General features: G+C 69.7%; 17 protein-coding genes and 1 pseudogene. 1 reads left to right on the forward strand and 17 read right to left on the reverse strand.

Going from position 1 to position 17,598, the window contains the following annotated elements:
- Positions 1–55: 55 nt before the first annotated feature.
- The 15 genes from QQX02_RS01445 to rpsB form a co-directional block, all read right to left on the reverse strand.
- Positions 56–1,330 carry a choice-of-anchor U domain-containing protein gene (locus QQX02_RS01445; RefSeq protein ID WP_301140759.1) on the reverse strand — a complete coding sequence of 425 codons (1,275 nt, stop codon included), beginning with the start codon at positions 1,328–1,330 and terminating at the stop codon, positions 56–58.
- Positions 1,331–1,527: 197 nt separating this feature from the next.
- Entirely contained in the window at positions 1,528–2,214 is a 687-nt protein-coding gene (locus QQX02_RS01450) for a hypothetical protein (protein ID WP_301140760.1), read from the reverse strand.
- 119 nt (positions 2,215–2,333) lie between these two features.
- Positions 2,334–3,020 carry a response regulator gene (locus QQX02_RS01455; protein ID WP_301140761.1) on the reverse strand — a complete coding sequence of 229 codons (687 nt, stop codon included), beginning with the start codon at positions 3,018–3,020 and terminating at the stop codon, positions 2,334–2,336.
- A complete protein-coding gene (locus tag QQX02_RS01460; protein WP_301140762.1) occupies positions 3,017–4,159 on the reverse strand; it encodes a sensor histidine kinase in 1,143 nt (380 codons plus the stop codon). Before QQX02_RS01460 ends, QQX02_RS01455 begins: the two co-directional genes overlap by 4 nt.
- A 103-nt stretch (positions 4,160–4,262) precedes the next feature.
- Positions 4,263–5,183 (reverse strand): GNAT family N-acetyltransferase, encoded by a 921-nt coding sequence (locus QQX02_RS01465; RefSeq protein ID WP_301140764.1) that lies wholly within the window; start codon positions 5,181–5,183, stop codon positions 4,263–4,265.
- Positions 5,180–6,334, reverse strand: coding sequence for a flavodoxin-dependent (E)-4-hydroxy-3-methylbut-2-enyl-diphosphate synthase (ispG, locus tag QQX02_RS01470; protein WP_301140765.1), 1,155 nt, complete (start codon positions 6,332–6,334; stop codon positions 5,180–5,182). The genes QQX02_RS01465 and ispG overlap by 4 nt, the downstream gene beginning before the upstream one ends.
- Before the next feature lie 45 nt (positions 6,335–6,379).
- Complete coding sequence (locus tag QQX02_RS01475; RefSeq protein WP_301140766.1) at positions 6,380–7,690, reverse strand: M50 family metallopeptidase; 1,311 nt, start codon at positions 7,688–7,690, stop codon at positions 6,380–6,382.
- A 24-nt stretch (positions 7,691–7,714) separates the two neighbouring features.
- Positions 7,715–8,863, reverse strand: a complete 1,149-nt coding sequence (dxr, locus tag QQX02_RS01480; protein WP_301140768.1) for a 1-deoxy-D-xylulose-5-phosphate reductoisomerase — start codon at positions 8,861–8,863, stop codon at positions 7,715–7,717.
- Complete coding sequence (locus QQX02_RS01485) at positions 8,860–9,414, reverse strand: DivIVA domain-containing protein (RefSeq protein WP_301140769.1); 555 nt, start codon at positions 9,412–9,414, stop codon at positions 8,860–8,862. The genes dxr and QQX02_RS01485 overlap by 4 nt, the downstream gene beginning before the upstream one ends.
- Positions 9,414–10,523, reverse strand: a complete 1,110-nt coding sequence (rlmN, locus tag QQX02_RS01490; RefSeq protein WP_301140770.1) for a dual-specificity RNA methyltransferase RlmN — start codon at positions 10,521–10,523, stop codon at positions 9,414–9,416. Before rlmN ends, QQX02_RS01485 begins: the two co-directional genes overlap by 1 nt.
- Entirely contained in the window at positions 10,520–11,494 is a 975-nt protein-coding gene (locus QQX02_RS01495) for a phosphatidate cytidylyltransferase (protein ID WP_301140771.1), read from the reverse strand. Before QQX02_RS01495 ends, rlmN begins: the two co-directional genes overlap by 4 nt.
- A gap of 28 nt (positions 11,495–11,522) precedes the next feature.
- Entirely contained in the window at positions 11,523–12,080 is a 558-nt protein-coding gene (frr, locus tag QQX02_RS01500) for a ribosome recycling factor (RefSeq protein WP_301140773.1), read from the reverse strand.
- Positions 12,081–12,103: 23 nt separating this feature from the next.
- The gene (gene pyrH, locus QQX02_RS01505; RefSeq protein WP_301140775.1) at positions 12,104–12,853 is read right to left on the reverse strand and encodes a UMP kinase; all 750 of its coding nucleotides are present in this window, start codon (positions 12,851–12,853) and stop codon (positions 12,104–12,106) included.
- A 59-nt stretch (positions 12,854–12,912) separates the two neighbouring features.
- On the reverse strand, positions 12,913–13,752 hold the full coding sequence (gene tsf / locus QQX02_RS01510) for a translation elongation factor Ts (protein WP_301140776.1): 840 nt from the start codon (positions 13,750–13,752) through the stop codon (positions 12,913–12,915).
- 9 nt (positions 13,753–13,761) lie between these two features.
- Complete coding sequence (gene rpsB / locus QQX02_RS01515) at positions 13,762–14,856, reverse strand: 30S ribosomal protein S2 (protein ID WP_301140777.1); 1,095 nt, start codon at positions 14,854–14,856, stop codon at positions 13,762–13,764.
- 504 nt (positions 14,857–15,360) lie between these two features.
- On the opposite strand from rpsB, the pseudogene QQX02_RS01520 reads away from it, so the two are divergent.
- Positions 15,361–15,633: pseudogene (locus QQX02_RS01520) on the forward strand (peptidoglycan DD-metalloendopeptidase family protein); the annotation flags it as partial.
- A 118-nt stretch (positions 15,634–15,751) separates the two neighbouring features.
- Here the strand turns inward: QQX02_RS01520 and QQX02_RS01525 are convergent.
- Together QQX02_RS01525 and QQX02_RS01530 are read right to left on the reverse strand one after the other, a co-directional pair.
- Positions 15,752–16,585: a sigma-70 family RNA polymerase sigma factor gene (locus QQX02_RS01525; protein WP_301140778.1), complete on the reverse strand. Its 834-nt coding sequence runs from the start codon at positions 16,583–16,585 to the stop codon at positions 15,752–15,754.
- A 7-nt stretch (positions 16,586–16,592) separates the two neighbouring features.
- Complete coding sequence (locus QQX02_RS01530) at positions 16,593–17,582, reverse strand: tyrosine-type recombinase/integrase (RefSeq protein WP_301140779.1); 990 nt, start codon at positions 17,580–17,582, stop codon at positions 16,593–16,595.
- Positions 17,583–17,598 lie beyond the last annotated feature (16 nt).

Raw genomic sequence — 17,598 nt, forward strand, 5'->3', positions numbered from 1 at the left:
ACGCACGAACGCCCCCGTCAGACCTCGCGGTCCGACGGGGGCGTCGAGTCGGGCGTCAGCCCGTGAAGGTCGCGACGAGCGCAGGCGCCACGGGGTCGACGATCACGCCGTTGACCTCACCGTCCAGGTCGCCCGCACCGCCATCCGTGAGCTCGAACGTGATGGTGGTGCCGTCGAACTCGGCCGGGTACTCCGACCACTCGCCGTCGATGAACTTGAACAGCGTGTTCGCCGGCGTCTCGGTCACGATGGTCACGGTCGCGGTGCTCGCCTCCGCCACGTTCAGCTCGTACGAGAAGGCCCCGAATGAGAACTGAGCGTCGGACGGCAGGTCGCCGATGGTGGCAGGGTCCTCCGTGTACTCGCTCGACAGCACCAGCTCGCCAGAGGGGTGGTCACCCAGGGTGGCCTCGAACGTCACCTCAGCGTCGCCCATCGCGATCTGCTCAGCGGCAGGCTCACCCTCCTCGACCGGAGCCTCGGGCTCAGGACTCGGCTCAGGCGTGGTCTCGGGACCGCAGGTGTCCGTGGGGCGTGCCGAGTCGAGCAGCACGTTGTCGATCGGCAGCCCTGCGAACGGGTTGTTGACGAGCCAGCCATAGCGGTTGCCGCCCACCGCGTCTGCGATGACGTCGGCCTCCTGGCCGCCGAGCGTCCATTCGGCGAGTGTGGCGCCGGCGTCGTCGAGGACCGTGAGGTCCACGTAGAGCAGCCCATCCTGGTCGCGGATCGTGTGCTGGAAGGTGTACCAGCCCTCGGTCGAGATCGTCAGCGGTTCGACCGGGTAGGACGTGACGTACGGGTCCGTCGTGGTGGCGGAGTAGCTCGCCCCCACGTTCCAGGTGCCGCTGCCTGTGGACCCAGCGTGGAAGATGAAGTCGCGCTGGTGGACTCCGTCGGTGCCGTTCACGCCGTGGGACCAGGAGAACTGGCCCTGCTCGGCATCGGCCGCGAGGTAGAAGTCAGCGGAGGCGGTGTAGCCGCCCTCGGGATACACCGAGGAGTAGCCGGCGTACGCGGTATTCACGAACCCGTCGGAACCGTGCGTCGAGTAGTTCGTCACGGGCGCGGCGCCGTAGAAGCAACCAGCGGCGGCGGGCATCGCGTCGTCGGCTGCGACCCTCTCGACCAGGTTGACGTCCGAGGTCTCCTCGGACTCGAAGCCGACCACGATGGGGGCCGGGGCGCCGTCCTCGGCTGCGACGACGGCGGTGGCCGATGCGGCGATCGCGGTGCCCGCGAGGCCTGCGAGGCCTGCGGCTGCCAGCATCGCCAGCGGGCGGCGGCGCATGGTCTCGAGCGGGCTGCTCGAGCGGGTGGTGATGGTCATGGGGTCCCCTCAGCGTTGCGGCGACCGCGCACAAGCCCGGCCATCCTGTCGGGGGAACGCTATCGGTTGTGAGAATGGCGCACAACGGCACTGTGATGATCGCCACCCTCGCCCCGTCGTCGTGTCGACCGATGGGCGAAGCAGCGCGACGCGACGCCGCCCGCCGGCCAGACCGGCGGGCGACGCGGGCGCCGGCGCTATGAACCGGCGCCGTGCCGGGTGGCCCGCTCCAGCGCCACCGCGACGATCGCGAGCAACGCGGTGGCGGCCACGGTGCCCGGCCATGTCGCCGCTGACACCATGAAGGCGATGAATGCCAGCAGAGCCGCGGCCGGACCCCACCACCGGACCCGGCCCGCGCGCCACAGCGCAGCCATCGCCAACGGGAGCGCGAGGAACAGGCCGAGCATGGACGGCACCTGCAGCAGCGGGAAGGCCCATGCCTGGTCCTCCACGAGCGCGAACACCGGGGCGATCGCCTCCGGGCCGTGGAGCTGGCCGATCGCGGACTGAATCCAGTCGACCATCAGCATGCCGGGCAGGGTCGCCAGCGCGAACACCCCCAGCACGGCCGCCGCGTTTGCGATCGCGCGCCCGCGCTGCGTGATGCTCGCGGCGATCAGCACGGCGGGCAAGGCCCAGAGCGCGTATCCCCAGTGGAAGGCGAACGACTTGATCTGCAGCGCAGCCATGCCGTCGGTGTACGCCTGGTCGAGTTCCGGCCCGACGGCGCCGGGCGCCGGGTCGGCGAGAGTCGCGATGGTGCACAGCACCCCGGCGAGCACCGGCATCGCGATGAGCGCCCAGCGCCGCATGCGCAGCGCGAGAGCGGGACGGGTGGCCTCGACCGTGGATGCGGCGAGGCTGGGAACTGCAGTGGTCATGCGCGTGTTTCCTTGTCTGTCGGAGCGGGAGACACCAGGGTGGCCCGATGCGACACGCGAGCGGATCGGTCGCGCGCGCGATTCCTGGCTCCGCCACGAGTCGGATTCAGCTCTACGTCTCAGGACGGAGCGGGGTCTTCCCCTGGCGCGACGATGCCGTGCTCATAGGCGAAGATCACTGCCTGCACCCGATCCCGAAGGCCCAGCTTGGCGAGGAGATTCGACACATGCGTCTTGACCGTCGCCTCAGTCACGAACAGGGCGTGGGCGATGTCCGCGTTCGACGCTCCTCTCGCGAGGAAGCCGAGCACCTCGTGCTCTCGCGCCGTCAGCCTGTCCAGCTCGCCGCGGGAGATCGGACGACGCACCGCTGCGCGTGTGACGAACGCATCGATCACCCGCGCTGTGATCCGGGGTGCGAGCATCGACTCCCCCGCGGCCACCACCCGGATCGCCGCGGCGAGCTCCTCCGCCGGGGCGTCCTTGAGCATGAACCCGGACGCACCGGCCTGGAGCGCGGCGAACACGTACTCGTCGAGGTCGAAGGTGGTGAGCACCAGCACGCGGGTGGGAAGGCCAGCTGCGGCGACCCGCCGCGCGGCCTCGATGCCATCCACCACCGGCATCCGGATGTCCATGAGCACGACGTCGGGCCGCTCGCGTCTCACGACGGCGACCGCTTGCTCCCCATCGGCGGCCTCGCCCACGACCTCGATGTCCGACTCAGCGTCGAGCAGCGAGCGAAAGCCTGCCCGCACCATCCCCTGGTCGTCCGCGATCACCACGCGAATCGCGCGGGCGGTCATGGCGACGTCTCGCGAGGAAAGGTGGCCCGCACCAGGAGGCCCGACCCGGGTGCGGGCTCGATGCGCAGGTCACCTCCATAGAGGGCGATCCGTTCGCGCATTCCCACGAGCCCGTGGCCGCTCCCGCTCGATGCTGGCGCGAAGCCGTGGCCGTCGTCTCGGACGTCCACGCTCACCGCGTGCTCCTCCCAGCGAAGGACCACGTCGATGCGGCTCGCCTCGGAGTGCCGGGTCGCATTGGTGAGCGCCTCCTGTGCCACACGGAAGATCGCGAGATCCATCCCCGGAGACAACGCAGACGGCTCTCCCTCCACGGTAAGCCTCACGGGCGTATCCGTGGTGTCGAGGCGGTGGATGAGACGCGGAAGCTCGTCGAGGCCCGGCTGCGGAGCGAGGTCGCCATCGCCACCGCCTCTCAGGACCCCGAGCAGGCGGCGCATCTCCCCCATCGCCTCGCGCGCGACGGCCTCGGCGGCCGAGAGATCCCGGACCTCGTCGGCGTGGTCGTCTCCGAGCCGGCGGCGGATCGCCTGGAGCTGGATCGTCACGACGGTGAGCGAGTGCGCGACCACGTCGTGCAGCTCACGCGCGATGCGTGCGCGCTCATCCGCGATCGCATCGGCCTCTCGCCTGCTCTGCTCACGCTCGAGACGATCCGCCAGGGCGATCGCCTCAGCGGAGCGCTCGGCTCGCGCCGCGGTGCCGACCCCGACGAGCCACGGCCCCGCGAGGAACACGGCGGACGCGGCGAGGTCGGAGAACTCGAACTCCTCTCTCATCACGGCAGCGCCCACGAACGGCACCAGCAGCACCGCGAGGCCTGCGTATCGGCGTGGCGTCGGAGACTCGAATCCCACCGTGTACGCAGCCACGACCAGCGCGAGCACCGTCGAGAACTCGCCCGCGGGATTCGTCAACAGGTCGGACAGCACGAGCACGCTCGCGACAAGGACGGGCGCGGTGCGCCTCCACGCCAACCCGGTGACGCCGACGAGGGCGATGACCAGCCGCCACGCATCGCGTGGGTCGTCGGCCGTCATGGACTCCGCGATCGTGAGCACGATGAATAGGCCGGCGATGGCGATGTCGATCATCGCGGGGCGTGCCAGGCGACCCCACGGCCGCGCGCGTGCGCTCACAAGAGGGAATCTATCGGCCGCGTGATCGCGGCGGAAGGGCCTGTCCGCTTGCCTTCGCACGCCAACGCGAGGTGCGACCCAGCGCACCAGCGGGATGCGCTCGTCAGAACATGACGGTCGCGAAGGTCCCCACGCGAACGAAGCCCACCGCGTCATACGTCGCCAGGGCAGGCGCGTTGAAGTCGTTCACGTACAGCGACACCGTGGGCGCGATATCCGCGCGGACAGCCTCGACCACGGCGGCCAGCCCCGCGCGGGCGAGGCCGCGGCCGCGCAGATGCGGGTGGACCCAGACTCCCTGCAGCTGGGCGACTCCGCCCGCGAGCGCGCCCACCTCGGCCTTGAAGACGATCTGCCGACGCCCTTCCGCGATGCCGAACTGCACGTAGGCGCGCCCCGCCGTCACGAGCCGGTGCAGCCGGTCCTCATACGAGGCGCGACCGTGGCGCATGGGGTCGTATCCCACCTCGCCGATGAACATGTGCACGCACGCCGGAAGCAATGCGTCGTAGTCGTCCTCTCGAGCCGGGCGGACCGCATCGAGGGCGAGGGAGGGAACGGCGAGGGGCGGCACATGGCGTGCCTGCCCGTCGATGCGCATGGAGACCTGTCGCGCACGCACCTCGCGGGCAGGTCCCCACCACGGCTCCACCCGACCCCACAGATCCAGGGTGGTCGCCGCGGGGCCCACCAGCGCGGCGGGCCGGCTGACACGGCTCACCAGCGCCGCGGCGAGCCCCGCCATCCGCTCCTCGCCCGTCTCCGGGTCCACCTCCGGCAGCACGGCGCAGACGTTGGCGCCTGCCCAGACAGCTCCGGTGATCTCCCGGCCCCAGCCCGCTCGCCGACGCACCGTCCACAGCCCCGCGGGAAGACTCCCGGAGGACAGCGCGCCCTCGACATGAGCCATCGGGACCACATTCGCGACCGGGTCCTCCGCGCACATGGCGCGGATCTCCTCCAGGTCGCGCCGCTGCGCCGGCGCCAGGCTGTGCTGTGCGCGCCGGAGCAGCGAATCGGTCATGACCCTGCCATCACCTGCGGGCTCGCGCCCTCGACGGGCTCCATCGTCTCGGCGATGCGCATCGCCTCTTCGATCAAGGTCTCGACGATCATGCTCTCGGGGACGGTCTTGATGACCTCGCCCTTGACGAAGATCTGGCCCTTGCCGTTGCCGGACGCCACGCCGAGGTCCGCCTCGCGCGCCTCGCCAGGCCCGTTGACGACGCAGCCCATGACGGCCACGCGGAGCGGGACCTCCATGCCCTCGAGACCCGCCGTGACCTTCTCGGCGAGCTCGTACACATCCACCTGGGCACGCCCACACGAGGGGCACGAGACGATCTCGAGCTTGCGGGGGCGCAGGTTGAGGCTCTGGAGGATCTGGATCCCCACCTTCACCTCTTCGACGGGCGGGGCCGACAGCGACACCCGGATGGTGTCGCCGATGCCCTGGCTCAGCAGCGCGCCGAACGCCGTCGCGGACTTGATGGTGCCCTGGAAGGCGGGTCCTGCCTCGGTCACGCCGAGGTGGAGCGGCCAGTCGCCGCGCTCGGAGAGCTGGCGGTAGGCCTCGACCATGATCACGGGGTCGTTGTGCTTGACCGAGATCTTGAAGTCGTGGAAGTCGTGCTCCTCGAACAGGCTCGCCTCCCACACGGCGGACTCGACGAGCGCCTCAGGCGTCGCCTTGCCGTACTTCTTCAGCAGGCGGGGGTCGAGCGACCCGGCGTTGACGCCGATGCGGATCGACGTGCCGTGGTCCTTCGCGGCCTGCGCGATCTCTTTGATCTGGTCGTCGAACTTCCGGATGTTGCCGGGGTTCACGCGGACGGCGGCGCAGCCAGCCTCGATCGCGGCGAACACGTACTTGGGCTGGAAGTGGATGTCCGCGATCACGGGGATCTGAGACTTCTTGGCGATGATGTGCAGCACATCCGCGTCGTCCTGCGTGGGGCACGCGACGCGCACGATGTCGCAACCGGACGCCGTGAGCTCCGCGATCTGCTGCAGAGTGCCGTTGATGTCCGTGGTCTTGGTGGTCGTCATCGACTGCACGCTCACGGGGGCGTCACCGCCCACGTCGACGCTGCCCACCTTGATCTTGCGCGTCTTCTTGCGAGGCGCCAGGGTGGGCGGGGGCATCGCGGGCATTCCTAGTCCGATGGAAGTCACAGTGTCATTATCTCCTCAAGATCGGGGAAGCCGGTCCGGGGCACGTCACACGATCCTGACGGGTGCGACGATGTCCGCGTAGATGAGAACGACGCCCATGACCAGCAGAATTCCGAAGACGGCGTAGGCGACCGGCATCATGCGTGCCACGTCGACCGGTGCGGGGGTCGGCAGCGACCTCAGCCGCGCCCACCCGTTCTTGATCCCCTGCCACAATGCGGACGCGACATGGCCTCCGTCGAGCGGCACGAGCGGGATCATGTTGAAGGCGAACAGGGCGAGGTTGAGCCCACCCAACAGCATCAGCATGTCCGCGACCTTCTGCGAAAGCCCGTAGCCGTCGACCTCGGCGCCGGAGATCTCTCCGGCCACGCGGCCCACGCCCACCACGCCCATGATCGAGTCCTGGCTGCGCTCCTCCAGCCCCAGAGCGGCGCGCGACACGTCGTACAGGTGCACCGGCAATGTCGCGACCACCTCGACCGTGCGGCCCAGGTAGTCCCACGTCAACGCCGCGCCGGCGGTGATGGACTGCGGCTCGGTCACCACCTCGGAGTAGACGCCGAGGTACCCGACGGTCTCCGTCAGCGGTGCGCCGGACGCGTCGAGCACCACCTCACCGTCGTCGCTCAGCAGGGCCCTGTCGCGCTCCCCTGGCGTCACCGTGAGCGCGAGCGGCTCGCCATCGCGCGTCACATCGAGGGTCAGGGTCTCCCCGGGCGAGTCCGCGATGATCCCCGTGGCCTGCTCCCAGTCGTCGACGACAGTGCCCCCCACCGCGACGATGGTGTCGCCCGCCTCGAGGCCAGCCTCGCTGGCGGGAGAGGTCGGGTCGCCCGCGGCGCACTCCGTGGCGGCCGCGGCCGGCACGCACGGCACGACCTCCCCGACCGTGAGGGACTGCGTGGGCGACCCCACCGTCGTGAGCACGGCCGTGAAGATGAGGACGGCCAGGACGAGGTTGACGAGAGGGCCGCCGAGCATGACGATCGCCTTCTTCCACCACGCCAGGTGGTAGAAGGCGCGGGCGTCCTCGCCCGGCTGGATCTCCTCGACTGCTGCCTCACGCGCATCGGCGATGAGCCGCGAAGCCCACCCCGTGCCGCGCACCGGCTTGACCCGGTCCTCGGGGGGAATCATGCCCACCAGACGCACGTAACCGCCGAGCGGGATGGCCTTGACGCCGTACTCGGTCTCGCGTCCGCGACGCGACCACACCCGTGGGCCGAATCCCACGAAGTACTCGCTCACGCGCACCCCGAACTTCTTGGCGGGCACCATGTGCCCCACCTCGTGCAGCGCGATCGAGACCAGCAGTCCGATCACCAGCACCAGGATGCCGATCAGCGTGTCCATGCTCCTACCCTACGTATTCGTGGTTCAGCCAATGAGCGCCGCGGCCCTCTCACGCGCCCATCGCTCCGCCTCATCGACGGCGTCGAGCGACAGCTCCGCGGGAGCCTCGTACTGCTCCACAACGCTTCGCACCGTGTCGACGATCCCGAGGAACGGCAGCCGCCCGTCGACGAACGCCTGCACGCACTCCTCGTTCGCCGCATTGAACACTGCGGGGTGGAGGGCCGATGCGGCCACGGCGGCGCGCGCGACGCGGACGGCGGGGAACGCATCTTCGTCGAGGGGCTCGAAGGTCCAGGCGGTCGCCTGCGTCCAGTCACAGCCGGGCACGGCATCTGCCAGGCGGTCCGGCCACGACAGCCCGAGCGCGATCGGGAGGCGCATGTCCGGCGGAGACGCCTGCGCGAGCGTGCTGCCGTCGATGAACTCGACCATCGAGTGCACCACCGACTGGGCGTGCACGACCACATCGATGCGCTCCATCGGAATGTCGAACAGCAGATGCGCCTCGATCACCTCGAGGGCCTTGTTGACCATGGAGGCGGAGTTGATCGTCACCACCGGGCCCATGTCCCAGGTGGGGTGACGCAGTGCGTCCGCCGCGGTGACATCGGCCAGCTCGGCGCGGGTCCGGCCGCGGAAGGCACCGCCCGACGCCGTCACGACGAGCCTGCGCACCTCATCGGCGCGGCCTCCGCGGAGCGCCTGCGCGAGAGCCGAGTGCTCGGAGTCCACAGGAACGATCTGACCCTCGCGGCGCACGGCGGCCTTGACCAGCGCCCCACCCGCCACCAGCGACTCCTTGTTGGCGAGCGCCAGGGTGCTGCCCGCCTCGAGCGCGGCGAGCGTGGGACGCAGTCCCACTGAGCCGGTGATGCCGTTGAGCACCACGTCAGCACCACAGCCTGCCGCCGCGACCACCGCATCGGGCCCCGCTGCCACCTCGATGCCGGGGAGCGCTCGCGCGATCTCAGCCGCCGCGTCGGCCGATGCGACGGCCACCAGCGCCGGGCGCACCGCGAGCGCTTGGGCGATCACCGCGTCGGGATCCGAGCCGCCTGCGGCGAGGGCGACCACGTCGAAGCGGTCGGGGTGGCGCGCGATCACATCGAGCGCCTGGGTGCCGATCGATCCGGTCGACCCCAGCAGCGAGACGGTGCGCGAAGCGCTCACGCGGCCCCGAGCAGGATGTCGACGGTACGCGCGAGGTAGGCGTCCACGACGCGCTCCTCGTAGGCGCCCCACGCGCGGCGTCGCTTGAAGGTGAGGCTCCGCACGTCCTCCGCCGTCAGCGGTCGGCCCTGATCGAAGAACGCGGTGAGGCGGTCGAGCGCGGCGTCGACCTCGGCGCGGTCGTACCCCGTGTGGAGGGTGCCCGGCGCCGCGAATCTCTCCCCCGCCGGCCGGCGCAGGCGCGGGTACAGCACCTGGGCACGCCTCGCGAGCTCCGCCATCCACGCGTCGTGACCGTGCTCCTTGATGAACCGCTCACGGACTCGCACGGCGAACGCGACCTCGAGGCGGTCCAGGGCCGAGTCCACCGCGGCGGTGGAGTAGCCCCCGCGCTTGAGGTCGAAGCTGGCGCGCCGCACGTCGATCGCGGCGAGCTCGTCGGACAGCCCGGGCTGCTCGTACGCGGCGCGCGCGTGGTTGAAGTACTCGTCGACCTCCGCCATGCGGTAGCCGAGCGCGAATGTGCGCACCCGTGGGAACAGGTCGGCCATCAGTCCTCCTTGATCGCGAGCTGCCCGCAGGCGCCGTCGATGTCGCTGCCTCGAGTATCCCTGATGGTGGTCGGAATCCCGTGATCCCGGAGCGTGTGCACGAACTCTCGTTCCACCGCGGGGTCGGACGCAGTCCAGATGGACCCCGGGGTGGGGTTGAGCGGGATGGGATTCACATGCACCCAGCCGTCCCCACGCTCGCGCAGCTTGCGGGCCAACAGGGCCGCGCGATGCGCCTGGTCGTTCATGTCGCGGATCAGCGCATACTCGATCGACACGCGACGGCCCGTCGCGGCGTAGTAGCGATACGCAGCGTCGAGCGCCTCGTCCACCGTCCACCTGGTGTTGATGGGCACGATCTCGTTGCGCAGCTCGTCGTCGGGCGCGTGCAGCGACAGCGCGAGCGTCACCGGGATGCCCTCCTTGGTGAGCTTGTCCATCGCCGGCACCAGTCCCACGGTGGAGACGGTGACGTGACGCGCCGACAGCCCGAAGCCATGAGGCTCAGGGGCCACCAGGGCGCGCACCGTCTCCATCACGGCCTTGTAGTTGGCGAGGGGCTCACCCATCCCCATGAAGACCACGTTCGACAGGCGCACCGGCTCACCCAGCTCGCCGTCGCGCGAGGAGCGCGCCGCGAGCCGCACCTGCTCGATGATCTCGGCGGCTGAGAGGTTGCGCGTGAGACCCATCTGGCCGGTCGCGCAGAACGGACACGCCATGCCGCAGCCCGCCTGGCTCGTCACGCACAGCGTCGCGCGCTCCGGGTACTTCATCAGCACCGACTCGACCTTCACGCCATCGTGCAGGTTCCACAGCGTCTTGCGCGTGTCTCCCCCGTCCGCCACGAGTGACTTCACCGGGGTCATCAGCGACGGGAACATCTCCGCCGCAAGGTCATCGCGCACCGATGCCGGCAGGTCCGTCATGTCGTCGGGATCCACCGTGAGGTGGGTGTAGTAATGCGTCTCGAGCTGCTTCGCGCGGAACGCGGGCAGCCCGCGCTCCCGCATGCTCTCGACGCGTTCGTCGTGAGTGAGGTCGGCGAAGTGACGAGGCGCCTTGCCGCGCCGGGGCGCCGACATCTGGAGCAGTGGTCGATCAGTCATGAGGTTCCCAACAGAAGTCCGAATACGACGTAGGCCACGGGCGCGGCGAAGAGCAGCGAGTCGATGCGATCCATGATGCCGCCGTGACCCGGGATCACGCTGGACATGTCCTTGACCTGGATGTCGCGCTTGACCGCGGACTCCGCCAGATCGCCCAGGACGGCGGCGCATGCCGAGGCGAGGCCGACGACGGCACCGATCCACCACCGGCCATCGAAGAAGAAGAAGGCGGCGATCGACGCCGTGACCGTGCCGAGCACCAGACCGCCAGCGAAGCCCTCCCAGGTCTTCTTGGGGCTCACGCGCGGGGCCATCGGGTGCTTGCCGAACAGCATGCCGGCGAACAGCCCCCCGGTGTCGGAGCCGACGGCGGCGAGCACCACCACGATCACGCGCTGCCACCCGTCCGGCGACAGCTCCATGAGCACCATGAAGGACGCGAGGAACGGGATCCACAGCAGCGTGAGCATCGACGCCATGGAGTCGGCGAGAGTGTTCTCGATGCGCTCGTCGACCACGCGCCAGGCGACCGTGCCCGCGCATCCGACCATGAGCGCCACGACCAGTCCCTCGGGACCGCCGTACCAGGTCGCGACCACGAGGCCCACGGTCGCCAGTCCGATCGGTGCCAGCGGGACGCGGCGGTCCGTCCGCGCGAGCACCCGGCGCCACTCAATGACCGCGGCGAACGCGCCGATGCAGACCAATGCGGCAAGTGCCAAGGGGTGCCACCACGCTGCGGCGATCACGCCGCCGAGCAGGAACAGGCCCACCGCAGCGGCGATGGGCATGTTGCGCCCCGATCGGGAGATGGGGGCGACCTGCGGAACGGGCTCCTCGACCCCCTCCGGCGCTGAAGGGTCGACCCGCGGGTCATCCACGCCGTCGCGCACCACAGCCGTGCCGAACTGCGCCGCCGGGGCGGTGCTCGCGGGGGCGTCGGCTGGGCGACTGCGTCGGAAGATGCTCATGGATCGGCCCCGGAGAGGCGGCGCGAGGCTAGACCTCGAGCAGCTCGCTCTCCTTGTGAGCGAGCAGAGCGTCGATCGCGTCGACATGCCGCTTCGTGAGGCCGTCGAGCTCCTTCTCCGCCCGCGATCCCTCGTCCTCGCCCACGTCGCCGTCCTTGACCGCGGCGTCGATGAGGTCCTTCGCCTTGCGGCGCATGTTCCTGACCGTCACCCGGGCGTCCTCTGCCTTGCTCTTGGCGAGCTTGACGTAGTCGCGACGGCGCTCCTCGGTGAGCTGCGGCATCTGGATGCGCAGCACGGTGCCGTCGTCGGAGGGGTTGACGCCCAGGTCGGACTTGCGCAGCGCGGAGTCGATCTCCTTCTTCACGGACGCGTCGTAAGGCGAGATGAGCACCATGCGAGCCTCGGGCACCGTGATCGATGCCAGCTGCTGCAACGGAGTGGGCGCGCCGTAGTAGTCGACGGTGATGTTCGCGAACATCGACGCCGATGCCTGGCCGCTGCGGATGCCTGCGAAGTTGTCCTTCGCCACCGCAACGGCGTTGTCCATGTTCTCCTCGGCCTCGAGAAGGATGTCGTCAATCACGTGTGCTCCCTTGTCTGCACGGCTCAGGCCGTGACCAGCGTGCCGATTCTCTCACCCAGGAGCGCACGAGTCACATTGCCCGGCTCCTCGAGTCCGAACACGACCATCGGCATGGCGTTGTCCTTGGCGAGCGAGAAGGCGGCGGCGTCCATGACGTCGAGTCCCTGCTTGAGCGCGTCCCCGTAGGTGACGTGGTCGAGGCGCGTCGCGCTCGAGTCCTTGCGCGGGTCGGCGGTGTAGACGCCGTCGACCCCGTTCTTGCCCATCAGCACCTCGGTGCAGCCCACCTCGAGTGCGCGCTGCAGCGACACGGTGTCGGTCGAGAAGTAGGGCATGCCCGCTCCTGCACCGAAGATCACCACGCGGCCCTTCTCCATGTGCCGCACGGCGCGCAGCGGGATGTACGGCTCCGCGACCTGGCCCATGGTGATGGCGGTCTGGACCCTCGTGGCCACGCCGGCCTGCTCCAGGAAGTCCTGCAGCGCGAGGGCGTTCATCACGGTGCCCAGCATGCCCATGTAGTCGGCGCGTGCCCGTTCCATGCCGCGCTCCGAGAGGTCCGCACCCCGGAAGAAGTTTCCGCCTCCGACGACGATGCAGACCTGCACGCCTTCCTTGACTGCCTTGGCGATCTCACCCGCGATGCGGTTGATGACGTCGGCATCGAGCCCGACGGACCCACCGCCGAACATCTCACCCGACAGCTTCAGCAGAACGCGCCGCGCCCGTCCAGAGTCCGCGGTGTCCGGTCTCATGGTGGTGGGCTCGGACATCGGGGCCTCCTAGGGTCGCGGCGCGTCGTGCTGTGTGGTCGAGTCTCCTGACGGGAAGACTACGCTCCCACGCGGAAGCGTGCGAAGCCGGTCACCTGGCCGCCAGCGGCCTCGATGACCTTGCCGACCGTGGTCTTCGGGTCCTTCGCGAATGCCTGGTCCACCAGGGTGTTCTCCTTGAAGAACCCGTTGAGGCGGCCCTCGACGATCTTCGGCAGGGCGCCCTCGGGCTTGCCCTCTGCCTTGGCCGTCTCTTCGGCGACGCGACGCTCGTTGGCGACCGTCTCCTCGGGCACGTCCTCGCGCACGAGGTACGTGGGCGAGTACGCCGCGATGTGCATCGCGATGTCGCGTGCGACCTCGCCGGCCTTCGCGTCGGAGCCCACCAGGACGCCCACCTGGGCGGGGAGGTCCTTGTTGGTGCGGTGGAGGTACTCGGTCACGACCGGAGCCTCGATGCGTGCGACACGGCGCAGGACGATCTTCTCGCCCAGGATGCCGGCCTCGGCGTCGATGACGTCCTGAAGCGACGTGCCATTGAACTGCGAGGCGAGTGCCGCCTCGGCCGAGTCCGAGCCCGATGCGACGACCGCGTCGAGCACGGTCTGCGCCAGGGCCACGAACTTGTCGTTCTTCGCGACGAAGTCGGTCTCGGAGTTGAGCTCGATGAGCGTGCCCACCTGGCCGCCATCCACATCCTGGATGGATGCGGCGACGAGGCCCTCGGAGGCCGACCGGCCCTCACGCTTGGTGACGCCCTTGAGGCCCTTCACGCGCAGGATGTCGACGGCCTTGTCGAGGTCGCCCTCGGCCTCGTCCAGCGCCTTCTTGACGTCGAGCATGCCCGCACCCGTGCGCTCACGGAGCGCCTGGATGTCAGCAACGGTGTAGTTCGCCATAGGGATTCCTTACTTCTCGTCGGCGGTCTCGGCGGCAGGCTCATCGGCCTTCGCCTCGTCCGCATCGGCGGTCTTCTTGGCGGCCGGCTTCTTGGGCGCAGGCTTCTTGGCCGGCGCCTTCTTGGGCGCAGGCTTCTCAGCAGCGGCCTCGTCGGCCTTCTCGTCCTTGGCGTCCGTCTCCGCAGGAGCGTCGGCCTCGGGAGCGGCGTCCTCGGCGGTCTCGGCGTCGTCAGCCTTCACCTCGGGCTCGTCGGACGTGGCCTCGGCCTCGTCAGCCTTCGCCTCATCCTTGTCAGCCTTGGCGTCCGACTTCTCGGCCTTCGCCTCGTCCTTGTCGCCACCCAGGAGCTCCTGCTCCCACTCGGCGAGCGGCTCAGCGGCGCCGTCGGCCTCAGCCTCGTCGCCCTTGGGGGTGTGACGGATGCGCACGCCCTCGGCGACCGCATCGGCGATCACGCGGGTGAGCAGGCCCACCGCACGGATGGCGTCGTCGTTGCCCGGGATGCCATAGGCGACCTGGTCCGGGTCGCAGTTGGAGTCGAGGATGCCCACCACGGGGATGCCGAGCTTGCGCGCCTCGTCGACGGCAAGGTGCTCCTTGTTGGTGTCGACGATCCACACGACGGACGGCGTCTTGGCCATGTCGCGGATGCCGCCCAGGGTCTTGTCCAGCTTGTCCTTCTCACGGCGCATCCCGAGAAGTTCCTTCTTGGTGCGGCCCGAGCCTGCGACGTCGTCGAAGTCGATCTCTTCGAGCTCCTTGAGGCGCGAGACGCGCTTGCTCACGGTCTGGAAGTTGGTGAGCATTCCACCGAGCCAGCGCTCGTTCACGAAGGGCATGCCCACGCGCTTGGCCTGCTCGGCGATCTGCTCCTGCGCCTGGCGCTTGGTGCCGACGAACAGCACCGTGCCGCCGTGAGCGACCGTGTCGCGCACGAACTCGTAGGCGGAGTCGATCATCGCGAGCGACTGCTGCAGGTCGATGATGTAGATGCCGTTGCGCTCGGTGAAGATGAAGCGCTTCATCTTGGGGTTCCAGCGGCTGGTCTGGTGTCCGAAGTGGACACCGGAGTCGAGCAGCTGTCGCATGGTCACGACGGCCATGGTTCGTCCTGTTCCGCACGCGCGAGGCGTGCATGTTCGTGTGCGGGGTCGGAGGACCCCGCGTGTTCGGTTGACGATGCGACCCATCTGGGCCGAATCCCTAGTGCCAACGCGGGTCGGCACCGAGCTGCGCTCGGACCTCGCCTTCCCGGCGCGCTCCCTGCCGGTGAACCGGTGGGTGGCGCGAATGGCACGCGATGTCATCCGGGCATGCCGGATGCACTGGCGATGATACCTGACGGGAGCACGGACGGCATACCTGACGGCCTCAGCGGTCCCCCGCCGTGCCGGTCCCCGCCGCCTCCCCCGGTCGAGCCCGTTCGGGTGGCACGGGCCGATGCGCGCGGCTGAGATGGCGTGATGACACGTCACCTCAGGTGGGGTCGTGCGGCTCCGGCCACGCTGGCGCTCGCCGTCACCGCCGTCGCGCTCGCTTCGCCGGCGCCCGCGACCGTGAGCCCGCCGTGGGCGCCGGCAGCGCCCTACGGATCCCCCATCGAGCCGATGCGCGTGGTCGCGCTGGCGCGCATCCCGCCCGAGCCCTGGCTCGCCGGGCACCGCGGCGTGGACCTCGCCACAGAGATCGGCGCGCCGGTGGAGTCACCTGCGCCAGGGGTCGTCGAGTTCGTCGGCTGGGTGGTGAATCGTGGCGTCGTCACGGTCAGGCATGACGATGGCGGGCTGACCAGCCTCGAGCCGGTCGATGCGGCGGTGACTGCGGGTGACCGCGTGGGCCGCGGCGCAGTGCTCGGCACTGTCGGCGACGCGGACGGGCACTGCGCCCCTGCGGCGTGCGTGCATTGGGGCGTGCGGTTCGACGGCGACTACGTCGACCCTCTCGACGCGCTCGAGGGGTACGGACCGGTGCGGCTCCTGCCGCGCTCGGCGCAGTCGTTCAGGCGAAGGCGCCGGTGCGCAGCAGCGACTCCCGGAGCTTCTTCACGGCCCCGGAGTGGATCTGGGAGACCCGCGATTCCGTCACCCCGAGGATCTGACCGATCTGCGCGAGGGTCAGGTTCTCGAAGTAGTACAGCCGCAGCACCTCCTGCTCACGATCGCGCACGCCCTGGACGGCCGTCGCCAGCAGCGCGCGCGTCTCCCGTGCCTCGAACGACATGGAGGCCTCGGGAGCGGAGTGCGCCAGTGCGGAGTCGATGGCCTGCGTCTCGCCACCGGACACCATGCCGTCGAGCGCCGCCACATGCGACAGCGCGACCTGCGCCCGGACCGTGCGCACCTCGGCGGTGTGCCAACCGAGATGATCGGCGACGTCCTCGTCGGTGACGGGCCGCAGCAGGGTCTGCTCGAGCGCACGGGTCGCCTGTTCGACGGTGCGTGCCTTCGAGCGCACGGAGCGCGGCACCCAGTCGGCGGCGCGCAGCTCGTCGATGATGGCTCCGCGCACTCGCTGGGCGGCGTAGGTCTCGAACTTGTACCCGCGAGCGGGCTCGAACTTGGCGACCGCATCGATCAGACCGAACATGCCGTACGACACGAGGTCGGCGAGCTCGACGGTGTCGGGGAGCCGGCCGATCATTCGCGACGCCACCTGCGTCACCAGGGGCGCATGGTGGGTGATGAGCGCATCGCGCGCCTCGAGGCGGATGGCCTCGTCCTCGGAGTGGAGATCCTCCCACCACGTCGCGACCGTGCTGGCCTCGGGACGCTCGGGGGCGCCACTCATCAGCTCCTCCGTGGCGTGCGTGCGCACCGCGTTCAAGCTCGACATGGTTCTCCTAGGCGCGCGGGTGCGCGAGTTGGTAGGTGGCGCGCAGGCGTTCTGCGGACACGTGGGTGTATCGCTGAGTCGTGTTCAGGCTTGCGTGGCCCAGCACCTCTTGGACCGACCGAAGGTCGGAGCCGCCGGTGAGCAGGTGCGTCGCCGCGCTGTGTCGCAGGGCGTGAGGAGCGATCTCGGGAACGTCCGCCGCTCGGCACAGGGCATGGATCGCTTCGCGGATCTGACGCTGCCCGGCTCGGCCGCCGCGGCGGCCGAGGAACAGCGCCGAGTCGGTCTCGTGACTCACGAGGGCCGGTCGGCCGTCAGCGATCCATGCGCGGATCGCGCGGGCGGCCGGAACCCCGAAAGGCACGACTCGCTCCTTGTTCCCCTTGCCCACCACGCGCACGAGCCGCTCGTCGAGATCGATGTCCGCCAAGTCGACGGAGGCCAGTTCTCCGACGCGCATGCCGGTCGCGTAGAGGAGCTCTGCCGCAGCCCAGTCGCGCAGATGCATCGCGTCGCCGTCGTCGCACCGGGTCTGGGCGACGCTGAGCAGCGTCATGACGTCCGCCGGGCTCATCACCGCGGGAAGCGTGGATGCGGCGCGGGCGGACGCAAGGCGCAGGGCCGGGTTGTGGTCGACGTGCTCGTTCTTGTGCGCCCACGCATAGAAGGCGCGCACGGCCGCGCCCCGTCGCGCGAGGGTGGTGCGGCTGAGTCCGGCGCCGGCCATCATCGCGAGCCATGCGCGCAGATCCTGGAGCTCGACTGATTCGAGCGCAGAGTCGACATCCAGGACGTCGTCACCGAGGTCGTCACGATCGTCGTGGTCGTCGTGGAGCGATGACGGCATCACGTCGCCATGCGTCACGAAGGCCGCGAGGTGGGAGAGGTCGCCCCGGTAGGCGCGCACCGTGTTCTCGGACAGACCTCGCTGATGGCGCAGGTAGCCCTCGAACAGGGCAATCAGCCCGGTCCGTCCCCTCGCACCCCTGGTCGGCATGGAGTCACTGTGGCAC

Source organism: Demequina muriae, assembly GCF_030418295.1.
Classification (GTDB): domain Bacteria; phylum Actinomycetota; class Actinomycetes; order Actinomycetales; family Demequinaceae; genus Demequina; species Demequina muriae.